This is a genomic window from Sphingorhabdus sp. Alg239-R122 (genome assembly GCF_900537065.1).
In the GTDB taxonomy this organism is placed as follows: domain Bacteria; phylum Pseudomonadota; class Alphaproteobacteria; order Sphingomonadales; family Sphingomonadaceae; genus Alg239-R122.
On record NZ_UNRC01000012.1, the window covers coordinates 21718 to 34283 of the forward strand.

A 12566-nucleotide genomic window follows, 5' to 3' on the forward strand; every position below is an offset into this window, starting at 1 on the left:
GGCCGCTCACTTTGCAGCTCCGCGCAGACGCAGCGCATTGCCAACCACAATCAGCGAAGATAGCGACATGGCAATCGCAGCGATCAGCGGCGTCACCATGCCCGCAAGCGCAAGCGGTACCGCAAAAATATTATAACCGATGGCTAGCGCAAAATTCTGCCGTACGATACGCCCTGTCTGGCGTGCTGCCTTTACCGCAAGAACCACGGGCATCAGCGAATCAGAGGTAAATACGGAATCGGCCGCCTGTTGTCCGACATCACTTGCAGACCCCGGCGCCATGGATACATAGGCCGCGGCCAATGCTGGACCATCGTTCAGGCCATCCCCCACCATCAGCAACTTGTGCCCTGCATCGCCCAGCCGCTTTATGGTCTCAACCTTGTCTTCAGGTTTCGCCCCCGCCTGCGCAGTAATGCCAAGTTCGTTCGCCACGACCGAAACCGCCTCTATACGGTCCCCCGAAATAATGGATGCAGAAAGCCCCAATTGCGTCAATTCGGCAATTGCGGCTTTGCTGCCTGGCCGCAGCATATCTGTCATTTCAATAAGCTGCGATTCTTCGCCAATGGTGAGGGCCGTGGATATATGCGCACCCGCTTTTTCGGCGCGGCCCAAATAAACAGCGATGCCTTCCCAAAGCGCCGAAACACCATCCCCTGCCATTTCCTGCACACTGCTAAGTTCCGCTGGCGTGACGCCTTCACGCACCAATGCTCGCACCAGGCCCTGGCTCACCGGGTGGCGGCTTGATTGCGCCAACGCGAGCGCCACCATTTTTTCGGTCAATGAAAGCCCGTCTGTGTCAATGGGCCGGGGTTGACCCATGGTAAGCGTGCCCGTCTTGTCAAACAGCACCCGGTCCGCATCGGCCAACCGTTCAAGCGCACTGCCATCCTTGACCAGCACACCTTTGCGCATCAGCGCACCTGATGCCACAACCTGTGCCGCCGGAACCGCAAGACCCAAGGCGCACGGACAAGTGATAATCAGCACCGCGACCGCGATCAGCAGCGACTGGTGCCAACCTGCCCCTGCGATCATCCAGCCCACAAAAGCCAGCAGCGCGAGACTGTGTACGGCGGGCGCGTAATAACGCGCCGCGCGGTCGGCGACGCGGACATAAAAAGAACGGTGCTGCCCTGCTTCGTCCATTAACCGCGCTATATCGGCAATACTTGTGTCGCGGCCCGTGGCGGTCACGCGCACATGCACCGGTGCATCCATATTCATCGTGCCAGCCAGTACAGCGTCGTCCTTACCCAGCATCTGCGGATCGCTTTCTCCCGTCAGCATCGACATGTTAAAACCGCTTTGTCCCTGTTCGATCACACCATCAGCCGCCAGGCTTTCCCCCGCCGCCACCAGCATTGTCATACCAGGCTGGATATCCACCGCTTTTGTCCAGACGGTGGTGCCATCCCCCTGCACCACCATCGCCCCCGGCGCTGTCTTGCCGAGCAGCGCCGAAATACCCTCACGCGCACGGTCGCGCATCATGCCATCAAGCACGCGCCCCGCCAGCAGAAAGAAAAGCAGCATCACCGCGCCATCAAAATAGGCATGCGGGCCGCTGGTAATGGTTTCATAAAGGCTAAGCGCCGTCGCCAGAATGATGCCAATCGAGATCGGCACATCCATATTGGTGCGACCATAGCGCAGCGCCATCGCCGCCGAAGCGAAAAAAGGCCGCCCGGAATAAGCAATCACCGGAATGGCAATTAACGCGGACAGCATATGAAACAGATCACGCGTCACCCCGACCGCGCCTGACCAGACGCTGACCGACAGCAGCATGATATTCATCATGCCAAAACCCGCCACCGCAAGCGCACGCAGCAACCGCGCCGTATCCCCGCGATCTTCAGCCAATGGATTTTCGGCGAGTATCTGCGCTTCAAAACCCAGTTTTTCTATCGCTCGCAATATCCTGTCTTCGGTGAGCTCTGGTGCATGCGACACGGCCACTTGCTTGGCCGAAAAGTTGACCCGCGCAGCGGCCACGCCCGGCATTTCGGAAAGGCCGCGCTCTATTTTGGAAATACACCCTGCACAGCGCATAGTCGGCACGGCAAAGCGGCTGTCTTCGCATGCGGCATTTTCCGCCGCATCATGCAAAGGCAGCGCCGCGTTCATTTTACTTCACCCAGCGTGACATGGTCACGCCCGTCTTTCTGCACATGGATTTTCAGTTTCCACCGGCCAGCGGGCAGGTCTTCGCGGCTCTGATACGTGCCCGCCGTACCTTCTTGCATAGTCAGCGTAAACGGATCAGTGCGCCCCACCGGATGATCGGCTAGCACTTTGATCTGCGCATCGGTAAGCGCAGCACCGTTTTTATCCGACAGGTCAATCTGTAACCTGCCACCCTGACGTGCGGGCTTGCCCACATTCCAGCCATATGCATCCTGTACCTCGGCTTTTGCCAGCCAGTCATTATATTTCTGGCTGGCGACATAGCTGTTATCAACCACCGTCCCGCCAAAGCTGGAAATCGCGAAGCGCGCCATAGTGAAATTGACAGCAGCGATCACACCGAAAAAAGCCACGAACATCCATGTCGCGTGATAGCCGGTGAATTTCTTGCGCCCTCGCCGTTCCGTATCGCCGCGATCACTCACATCATTCTCCCGGCCGTTCAAAGAACAGCTCTTCGATATCAGTCACGGCATCTTCATCCGTACCGCGCACACTCATCTTATAGGCCTGCTTACCGCCTTCACGTGGGCCCGCAACGAACAACCGCACCTTGGCGACACTGTCAGCGGCAACTTTTGTGGTCAATTTCGTCTGCGTATCCGGACGGGCAGTTCCGCCCGCCCATAGTGTCGCGCCTTCAAGTCCGGAAATGGCAATTTCCACTTCGCGCGGACGGCTTTCCATGTTGCGTATCTTCGCGGTGTAGCTGTTGCGGATCTCCCCGCCCGCAAGCTGCACATAGACAGGGTTGCGGTCATGCTGGACTGCGATGTCCAATCGTGTGCGATTGCCAAGCGTAAACAGCATGGCAAGACCAATTGCGGCCCACACCCCGAAATAGACAAGCGTGCGCGGGCGCAGCAGCGTCTTCCAGGTCGGCGGCGTTTCCGCGCCCTTGGCCTCCGCCTCCGCATCATCGGCGGTGATATAGTCGATCAGGCCGCGAGGCCGGCCGACCTGCCCCATCACCTTGTCACATGCGTCAATACACAGCGCACAGGTGATGCACCCGATCTGTGGGCCTTCACGAATGTCAATGCCAGTCGGACACACTGCCACACACTGGTTGCAGTCAACACAGTCGCCATAAATATCGGGATTGGCTTTCGCTTTCTTGACGCTCCCACGCTCTTCACCACGCCAGTCCTTATATGTAACCAGCAGCGATTTTTCGTCCATCATCGCAGTCTGGATGCGCGGCCACGGGCACATATAGACGCACACCTGTTCACGCATAAAACCGCCGAAAATAAAGGTAATCGCGGTCAATATACCAACCGTTGCATAGGCCACCATTGCCGCCTGACCGGTCCAGAAATCCACGGTCAAAGTGGGCGCATCGGCAAAGTACATGATCCACGCGCCGCCTGTCCAGAAAGCGATAAACAGCCAGATGGCCCATTTCGACAGGCGTTTGAAAATCTTCTGCGGTCCCCATGGCGCATCTTTCAGCCGGAATTGCGCATTGCGATCACCATCGACAAAGCGTTCGACATGCTGGAACAGGTCGGTCCATACCGTCTGCGGACAGGCATAGCCACACCAGGCCCGGCCCACCGCAGATGTGACCAGGAAAAGGCCGATGCCCGCCATTACCAGCAGCCCGGCCACATAATAGAATTCATGCGGCCAGATTTCGATGTTGAACATGTAGAAACGCCGGTTCGCCAGATCCACCAACACCGCCTGATCGGGTGCATGGGGTCCGCGGTCCCACCGGATCCATGGCGTGATGTAATAGATGGCGAGCGTGATCGCCATGATACCCCATTTCAGGCGGCGGTAAAACCCGTCCACGGCTTTTGGAAAAACCTCTTTACGGCTTTCATAAAGCTGGATTTCGGGGCCGCCTGCGGGCTTAAGACTGGACATCTTTCCCGCCTTCGCCAACCGCCTGGTCGCCGGCCGCTTCTTCTGCCACTGCCTCATCAGCATTCGTGGCTGCAGGCAGCGCCTCCCCGCCGCCCAGCGAGTGGACATAGGCCGCCAGCATACGGACCGTAGCCGGGTCAAGCCGGTGACCCCAGCGCGGCATCACGCCATATCGGCTGTTCGTGATCGTATTGGTCAGTGACGTGCGGCCAATTCCGTACAGGCTGATGGCATCAGTCAGGTTCGGCGCGCCCTGCGTGCGGTCACCCGTGCCGTCCGCACCGTGGCAGACTGCACAGTTGCTCTCATACAAAGCCGCACCGCGCGTAGCCGAAGCGCTCTGCTCCTCTTCACCGGAAATAACACGGATATGAGACACAAGGTCGCTGATTTCCGCGCTGCTCAATATGCCATCACGGCCAAAAGCGGGCATTTGCGAAAAGCGGGTTTCGGAATGATCCGGGTTACGGATACCGTGGACCAGCGTATATTCAATCGCCTCCAGGTCGCCGCCCCATAGCCATTCGTCATCGTTCAGGTTCGGGTAGCCACTGCCCGGACGGATGCCGTCCGCACCCGTGCCGTGGCATTGCACACAGTGCACCTTGAACGCGCTGCGTCCGCCTTCAATCGCGGCCTGCATCAGCTCGGGCTTTTCATATAATGTGTTGATATCACCTGCCACCAATGCCTGCCGGATAGGCTCCAGCTCTTTATCACGCGCATCAAGTTCCTGCTGCAGGTCGCCGCGGCTCGACCAGCCGAGCACGCCTTCGGTCGCGCTGTTGACCATTGGCCATGCCGGATAAAGGATCACATAGACAATGCCCCAGATGATGGTGGCATAGAGCGTCCACAGCCACCAGCGCGGCATCGGCGTATCAAGCTCCTCAATACCGTCCCATTCATGGCCAACGGTTTGCGTCCCGGTGGGTTCATCAATACGTTGATTGTCAGCCATTATTCTGCTCCCCGTTTATATCGGTACGGCCTTTTTCATTTTCCCGGAAAATCATCTGCGCAGCATCATCATGGTGCCGCCGCGCGCCCGGACGGAATGTCCAGAGCGCAAAACCGATCCATAGCAGCGCCATGAACAGCAATCCCCAGCTATCGGCAAAATGGCGCAATGCTTCATAGTTCATCGCGGCTGCTCCTGCGCTTCGCCCTTCTCAAAATCAACCAGCGTGCCAATCATCTGCAGATAGGCGACCAGCGCATCCATTTCGGTCAGGCGATCAGGATTGCCGTCAAAATCACGCGCCTGTGCCTTGGGATAGCGCGCCAGAAGATCTGTCGTGCTCGCTTCGGCATCCGCCTGTGCAGCCAGATCTTCGTTCGCAGCCTCAATCGCTTCCTTGGTATAAGGTACGCCAACACGTGACATTGCTTTCAAATGGGCGCTCATGTCACCGGCCTTAAGGTCTTTTTCGGCCAGAAATGCATAAGGCGGCATGATCGATTCCGGCACAACAGAGCGCGGATCTTTCAGATGCTGCACATGCCATTCGTCCGAATAGCGGCCACCCACACGGGCGAGATCAGGCCCTGTGCGTTTTGAACCCCATTGGAATGGATGGTCATACATGGATTCCGCCGCAAGGCTGTAATGGCCATAACGCTCCACTTCATCGCGAAACGGACGCACCATCTGGCTGTGACAGGTATAACAGCCTTCACGGATATAGATGTTGCGACCCGCCAGCTCGAGCGGTGTATAAGGCCGCACGCCTTCCACTTTCTCAACCGTATTGTCGATCCAGAAAAGCGGCGCAATTTCAACGATACCGCCAATCACCACGGCGATAAGCGAGAAAACCGACAGCAGCGTGATATTGCGTTCCAGCTTTTTATGCTTCTGAGTGAATGTAGACATTATCTTTTTCTCCTCACTCGGCCGGCTGCGCGACAATCGGTTTGTCGGCGGCTTCATTATGCGGCGTTTCGGTCATGGCTTTTTCTTCGCGTAGCTTGCCAAGCACGGTCATCCATACATTGTAGACCATGATGGCAGCACCGGCGAGGTACATCAGCCCGCCCAGCGCGCGGATCAGGTACATAGGAAGCATGGCTGATACGACTTCGGAGAAGGAATAGACGAGATAGCCATCCGCGCCATATTCGCGCCACATCAGGCCCTGCATGATGCCCGCTACCCACATGGACGCAGCGTAGAGCACGATGCCAAACGTCGCGAGCCAGAAGTGCCAGTTGACCATGCGCAGGCTGTACAGGCGCTGGCGTCCCCACAGGCGCGGTACCAGATAGTATAGCGCGGCAAAGGTGATCATGCCGTTCCACCCCAGTGCGCCGGAGTGCACATGGCCGATGGTCCAGTCGGTATAATGTGACAGGCTGTTCACCGCCTTGATCGACATCATCGGGCCTTCAAACGTGCTCATGCCATAGAAAGCGAGCGCGATGACCATCATGCGGATGATCGGATCGGTGCGGATTTTCTCCCATGCGCCATTCAGCGTCATCAGGCCGTTGATCATGCCGCCCCAGCTTGGCATCCACAGGATAACCGAAAATACCATGCCAAGCGTCTGCGCCCAGTCGGGTAGCGCGGTATAATGCAAATGGTGCGGCCCCGCCCAGATATAGAGGAAAATCAGCGACCAGAAATGGATGATCGACAGGCGGTAACTATAGACCGGACGTTCGGCCTGTTTCGGCACGAAGTAATACATCATGCCCAGGAAACCCGCCGTCAGGAAAAAGCCCACGGCATTATGGCCGTACCACCACTGTGTCAGTGCATCCTGTACGCCGGCAAAAGCGCTATAGCTTTTCGCGCCAAGCAGGCTGACCGGCATGGCAAGGCCATTGACCAGATGCAGCATGGCGACAGTGAGGATGAACGCCAGAAAAAACCAGTTCGCAACATAGATATGCGGTTCGCTACGCTTCACAATCGTGCCGATAAACACCACGGCATAGCTGACCCATACAATCGTCAGCCACAGGTCAACATACCATTCAGGCTCAGCATATTCTTTCGACTGGGTAACGCCCAGCAGGTAACCGGTCGCCGCAAGCACGATAAACAGCTGATACCCCCAGAAAACGAAACGGGCGAGACCAGGGAAAGCCAACCTCGCCCGGCAGGTGCGCTGGACGATATAAAAACTCGTCGCAATAAGCGCATTGCCTCCAAAAGCAAAAATAACGGCAGAAGTGTGCAGCGGGCGCAACCGCCCGAATGTGGTATATTCAAGGCCCAGGTTGAGCACCGGAAAGGCGAGTTGCAGCGCAATATAAAGCCCCACAGCAAAGCCGGCCATGCCCCAGAACAGCGTCGCAATCACACCCCAGCGGATCGGTTCGTCATCATATATGCCGGGATCCGCCGGTGATTTGATGATGCCTCGCGCAATCGCGCCATAGTCCGCCTTGCTGACCGTGACCCAAAGCACAATCAGACACGCAATGGTGATGATGCCCATATGCACCGCAAAACCGCCATCGGCGGCCAGTGCCATCGCCATAAATGCAAGTGCAGCCAGAACCAGCCAGCCGCCGGCCCGAAATACCAGATTATCCATAATGTCTTTCCCTGTATCGACGGTGGATCTTCACCTTCAATAGCAAAAGCCTTGGCGCTTTCCAGCACGCATTCATTGATTTGGGTCAAAAAAACGGATGCCGGCACAGGTTTTTTGCCGGCTTCCAGGGTTTGCGCAGCACCTATGCCTCGACTGCAAGCGCCTCACGGTCGAGAATGACGACTGTGCGGCGATCAGGGAGGTCTATAAGCCCCTGTTTCTTGAGTCGGGTGAACTGGCGGCTCACCGTTTCGATGGTCAGCCCCAATATGTCCGCCACCTGCTGCCGCCCGAAGGGCAGCTCAAAACTGCTTCGGGCCGGAATATCCGTGCACCCTTTCTCGGCCAGCCGTTCCGACATTTCCAGCAGGAAACTGGCTATTTTCTCTGACGCGCTCTTGCGGCCCAAAAGCAGCATCCATTGCCGCGCACGGTCCAGCTCGGACAATGTCTTATCGAGCAGCTTGTGCTCAAGCCGTGGGTGGGATTTGGCAAAGTCATCAAATGCGCTGCGCGGAAAGACACATAATTTCGTGTCGGTAATGGCCGTTACCGTTTGCGCTGATGTGGTGCCGTAAGGGCGGCCGATAAAATCTGACGGATAGACAAGGCCAACAATCTGTTCGCGTCCGTCTTCCAGCGAACTGGTCAGCTTCATGACACCATCTATCACATTGGCAACCAGATGCGCGTCTTCGCCTTCCCACATCAGCGACCGGCCGCGTTCAATCTGCTGCTGATGGCCGATTTTGTTGAGCGCATCGAGTTCACTGGCGTCGAGATCCGCGCAAATCGCACGGTTTCTGATGAGGCAGGCGGAGCATTGATTCATATCAATGACATTAGAGGGATTATTCAACCTGTGCAATTGTAACATGTGCAACTCGCCTGCCATATCTTGCGCATGGCCAGCAATCGGTCTAGCTGGAAACCATGGCTGAAAATCTCCACACGCTGCGCCCGCGCCGATCCTGCCTCTATATGCCGGGGTCAAATGCCCGCGCCATGGAAAAGGCAAAAAACCTTGCCGCCGACTGCATCATTCTCGACCTGGAAGATGCCGTTGCGCCAGAAGCAAAGGTGCAGGCCCGTCAGGCTGTGTGCGACATGGTTGCCAAACGGCCTTTCGGCCACCGTGAGACGGTGATACGCATCAATGCGCATGGCAGCGAATGGGGCAGGGACGACCTGATGGCAGCAGTGCGCGCGAGGCCTGATGCCATATTGGTACCAAAAATCACATCTGCCGATGATATCCCGGCATTGAACGTAGCGCTGGCTGCTGCGGGCGCGGATGACACGCTTGCCCTGTGGGTGATGATCGAAATGCCGCTCGCCATCCTTAATATTGCCAGCATCGCCGCCACAGCGCGTTCAACCCGGCTGGCCGCTTTCGTGATGGGGACCAATGACCTCGCCAAGGAAATGCTGGCCATTCCCACACCGGATCGTGCAGCCTTTCACACCGCGCTGTCGCTTAGCGTGACAGCAGCCCGCGCACATGGGCTGGCTGCGATTGATGGCGTATATAATGATATTTCCGACAATGATGGCCTGCGCGCCGAGTGCGAACAGGGGCGTATCATGGGTTTTGAAGGCAAAACGCTGATCCACCCGGCCCAGCTGGAAACATGCAACACGGTCTTTTCGCCCGATGACAGGGAAATTGCCGAAGCCCATGCCATTATCACCGCATTCGAAGAGCCCGCGAACAAGGGCAAGGGCGTGCTGAAAGTAAACGGCAAAATGGCCGAGCTGCTGCACCTCGAACAGGCGCGCCGCACCGCCGCGATTGCCGAAGCAATAGCAGCGATCACATAGCCGCAATTTCAGCGCAAAAACATCTTCTGTCTTGACCCGGGCGGCGGTTGCGTTAACTCCATGGGCCCATGAAATTCTTCTCTGACAATGCCGCGCCTACGCACCCGAAAGTCATGCAGGCCATGATCGATGCGGACCGTGCCGACACCGCCTATGACGGCGATGCCCTCAGCCAGAAACTGGACAGTGCATTTTCGGACGTTTTTGAAACGGAAGTAAGCGCGTTGTGGGTACCTACCGGCACTGCCGCCAATTGCCTCGCGCTCGCGGCACTCTGCCCGGCGCATGGGGGCATCATATGCCATGAAATGGCACATATCGAGCAGGATGAGGCAGGCGCACCGGGATTTTATACCGGCGGAGCCAAGCTGATGCTGCTTCCCGGCGAAGGCGCGAAAGTCGACGCTGCTACCGCGCGCAACCATCTTGCGGGTATCCGCGATGACGTACATCAGGTGCAGGCTGCTGCGGTCTCCATCACCAACGCCACCGAATATGGCCTGACCTATACGCCCAGGGAAATCACTGAGCTGTCAGCAATTTGCAAGGAGCGCGGCATGGGCCTGCATATGGATGGCGCGCGGTTTGCGAACGCAGTCGCATCCAGCGGCATGTCACCCGCTGATCTCACCTGGAAGGTTGGCGTTGATGTGCTGAGTTTCGGCTTTGTCAAAAATGGCGGAATGAGCAGCGAGGCGCTGGTCTTTTTTGACCGGGATCTTGCCGCCGAGACCCATTACCGCCGCAAGCGCGCCGGACATCTATTGTCAAAAGGCCGCTATATGGCAGCACAGCTGCTCGCCATGCTGAAAGATGATTTATGGCTGGATAATGCCCGCGCCGCCAATGCGGGTGCGCAGCTTATTGCAGAAGCGGCGGGCGACCGCCTGGTCTATCCGGTGCAGGCCAATGAAGTGTTCCTGCGTATGACGGCGGACGAAGCCGGGGCGCTGCGCGCACAGGGATTTGACTTTTATGACTGGGCCCCTGCTGATGATGGCCACGGCCAGGTCCGCCTCGTCACCAGCTGGAATCAGGATGCCGATGCGGTGGCACCGCTCGCCAACGCCATTGGTGCGCTTTGAACCGCGCCGACCCTGAACTGCCTCCCGCCTCCTCCCCTGATGCCCCGCCGGAGGAACCGGGCTTTTTTGCGCCGCACATATTGGTGCCCTTCCTGCTCTGCTCACTGATCTGGGGTTCGACCTGGCTGGTGATAAAGGACCAGATCGCAAATGATATCCCGCCCGTCTGGTCGGTGACTTACCGTTTTATCATTGCCGCCAGCGCCATGTTCTTCCTGACCGCTTTTCGCCGCCTGCCCTTCCGTATAGATGCCCGCGGACAGGTTGTTGCCGCGATACTCGGCGTGCTGCAATTCACGCTCAATTTCAACTTTGTCTATAATGCCGAATATTATGTGACATCAGGACTGGTCGCCGTGCTGTTTGCACTGCTGATCATTCCCAATGCCGTGCTGGGCCGGATATTCCTGGGTCAGAAAATCACCGGTAGCTTTGTCGCAGGATCCATAGTCGCAATTGCAGGCGTGGCTCTGCTGTTTGTCCATGAATATCGTGCCGCGCCGGGCACTGCAGATATGGTGGCATGGGGCGTCGGCTTCACTTTGCTGGGCATTTTATCGGCCTCTATCGCCAATGTGATGCAGGCGGCAAAGACGCTCAAGGCCTATCCAATTATCCCGCTGCTTGCATGGGCGATGCTGTGGGGTGCGGCGCTGAACGGCCTATATGCGTTCATAACAAGCGGCCCACCTGTCTGGGAAAATGACTGGTCCTATTTTGGCGGTATATTATGGCTGGGCATCGCCGCCTCCGCTGTCACTTTCCCGCTTTACTTCGGCCTGATCCGGCAGATTGGCGCTGCCAAAGCCGCTTATTCCAGCGTGCTGGTGCCTGTCACCGCAATGACATTGTCGACCATATTTGAAGGCTATGTCTGGTCCACGCTCGCAATTGGCGGCGCGGTGCTGGCTATGGCGGGGCTGCTCATTGCGATGCAGGCGCGGAAAAAATCTGTTTGAGGTTCTTTTGATTTCACGGCCAGAGCGCTTACGCGCTCGCCTCCGGTGGGGCGGCGCAATAAGCGCCGGCGGCCGGTCGGCCTTGCCGGACTGCTGGTCGCAGTCCGGTTAAGCGCGAAACGCCAGCTTTCATGTTACCGCAATTTCGCGAAAGCGTTCCGTATGGCAAAAGCCCGAACGGCCAATATGCCGTTTGCAAGCGCGACTGCGCGCCCGGGCTTATTGCCCGGAACCCATTTGGAGGCTGGCGCGTAGCGCCTGGCCGTGAAATCAAATAAGACTCTTCAACCCTGCATGATAGTCAGGATATTGCAGCTTCCATCCCAGCACCCGCTTGGCTTTGCCATTCGCCACCCGGCGGTTTTCGGCGTAAAAACCCCGCGCCATGGGCGACAGCTCCGCCTCTTCCAGCGATTGCAACGGCGGTGGATCCACACCAAGCAACTGGCAGGCTTTCACGATCACATCGTTTTGCGGTGCGGGCAGGTCATCGGACAGGTTATATATGCCCGGCAGGCCATCAAATGATGCAATTACGCCAGAGACAATATCATCGACATGCACGCGGCTGAATACCTGACCCGGCAGGTCAATGCACTTCGCCCTGCCATCGCGCACGCGGTCCAGCACGCTGCGGCCCGGACCATAAATGCCCGGCAGCCGGAATATACAGACTCTTTTGTCCAAAGCCTGCCAGTCCGCATCCGCTGCGGTCCGTGCCGTACGCCGCCCACCGCCAGTCGGCGTGCTTTCATCGACCCAAGCGCCGTGCGCATCACCGTAAACACCTGTAGAAGACAGATAGCCGATCCAACTGGCAGGAGCAGCGGCAATGTCATCTTTATAGTGGGTCAGGACATCGTCATGCCCGCTCTTGCGATCCGGCGGAACCGACGACAATATATGCGTTGCTTTTCCCAGCGCCGCGCGCACGGCAGCGCCATCTGCAAAATCCACATTGCCCCCGCTGCCGGTGCCATCCACCTGCCAGCCCTCTGTGCGCAACCGGTCCGCCAGCCTCCCTGCGGTATACCCCATGCCGAAAATGAAAATCCGTACCATGCCCCTGCTTATACCGCGTG

The 12566-nt window shown here is 57.6% G+C and carries 12 protein-coding genes; 3 read left to right on the plus strand and 9 right to left on the minus strand.

Going from position 1 to position 12566, the window contains the following annotated elements:
* Positions 1-6: 6 nt before the first annotated feature.
* From G6Q15_RS10720 to G6Q15_RS10755, 8 genes are all read right to left on the minus strand, one after another.
* On the minus strand, positions 7-2136 hold the full coding sequence (locus tag G6Q15_RS10720) for a heavy metal translocating P-type ATPase (RefSeq protein WP_164118615.1): 2130 nt from the start codon (positions 2134-2136) through the stop codon (positions 7-9).
* Complete coding sequence (locus G6Q15_RS10725) at positions 2133-2621, minus strand: FixH family protein (protein WP_164118617.1); 489 nt, start codon at positions 2619-2621, stop codon at positions 2133-2135. Before G6Q15_RS10725 ends, G6Q15_RS10720 begins: the two co-directional genes overlap by 4 nt.
* 1 nt (position 2622) lies before the next feature.
* On the minus strand, positions 2623-4071 hold the full coding sequence (ccoG, locus tag G6Q15_RS10730; protein ID WP_164118619.1) for a cytochrome c oxidase accessory protein CcoG: 1449 nt from the start codon (positions 4069-4071) through the stop codon (positions 2623-2625).
* Entirely contained in the window at positions 4058-5032 is a 975-nt protein-coding gene (gene ccoP / locus G6Q15_RS10735; protein ID WP_164118621.1) for a cytochrome-c oxidase, cbb3-type subunit III, read from the minus strand. Before ccoP ends, ccoG begins: the two co-directional genes overlap by 14 nt.
* Positions 5025-5216, minus strand: coding sequence for a cbb3-type cytochrome c oxidase subunit 3 (locus G6Q15_RS10740; protein WP_164118623.1), 192 nt, complete (start codon positions 5214-5216; stop codon positions 5025-5027). Before G6Q15_RS10740 ends, ccoP begins: the two co-directional genes overlap by 8 nt.
* Positions 5213-5947: a cytochrome-c oxidase, cbb3-type subunit II gene (gene ccoO, locus G6Q15_RS10745; RefSeq protein ID WP_164118625.1), complete on the minus strand. Its 735-nt coding sequence runs from the start codon at positions 5945-5947 to the stop codon at positions 5213-5215. The genes G6Q15_RS10740 and ccoO overlap by 4 nt, the downstream gene beginning before the upstream one ends.
* Before the next feature lie 13 nt (positions 5948-5960).
* A complete protein-coding gene (gene ccoN / locus G6Q15_RS10750; protein ID WP_164118627.1) occupies positions 5961-7619 on the minus strand; it encodes a cytochrome-c oxidase, cbb3-type subunit I in 1659 nt (552 codons plus the stop codon).
* A 142-nt stretch (positions 7620-7761) separates the two neighbouring features.
* A complete protein-coding gene (locus G6Q15_RS10755) occupies positions 7762-8451 on the minus strand; it encodes a helix-turn-helix domain-containing protein (RefSeq protein ID WP_164118629.1) in 690 nt (229 codons plus the stop codon).
* A 101-nt stretch (positions 8452-8552) separates the two neighbouring features.
* Between G6Q15_RS10755 and G6Q15_RS10760 the strand changes: the two genes are divergently transcribed.
* The 3 genes from G6Q15_RS10760 (at position 8553) to G6Q15_RS10770 (ending at position 11484) form a co-directional block, all read left to right on the plus strand.
* A complete protein-coding gene (locus G6Q15_RS10760) occupies positions 8553-9440 on the plus strand; it encodes a CoA ester lyase (RefSeq protein ID WP_164118631.1) in 888 nt (295 codons plus the stop codon).
* Between the two features lie 68 nt (positions 9441-9508).
* Complete coding sequence (locus G6Q15_RS10765; RefSeq protein WP_164118633.1) at positions 9509-10525, plus strand: beta-eliminating lyase-related protein; 1017 nt, start codon at positions 9509-9511, stop codon at positions 10523-10525.
* A gap of 77 nt (positions 10526-10602) precedes the next feature.
* Entirely contained in the window at positions 10603-11484 is an 882-nt protein-coding gene (locus G6Q15_RS10770; protein ID WP_164118687.1) for a DMT family transporter, read from the plus strand.
* A 270-nt stretch (positions 11485-11754) separates the two neighbouring features.
* On the opposite strand, the gene G6Q15_RS10775 is transcribed toward G6Q15_RS10770, so the two are convergent.
* The gene (locus G6Q15_RS10775) at positions 11755-12546 is read right to left on the minus strand and encodes an SDR family NAD(P)-dependent oxidoreductase (RefSeq protein ID WP_164118636.1); all 792 of its coding nucleotides are present in this window, start codon (positions 12544-12546) and stop codon (positions 11755-11757) included.
* Positions 12547-12566 lie beyond the last annotated feature (20 nt).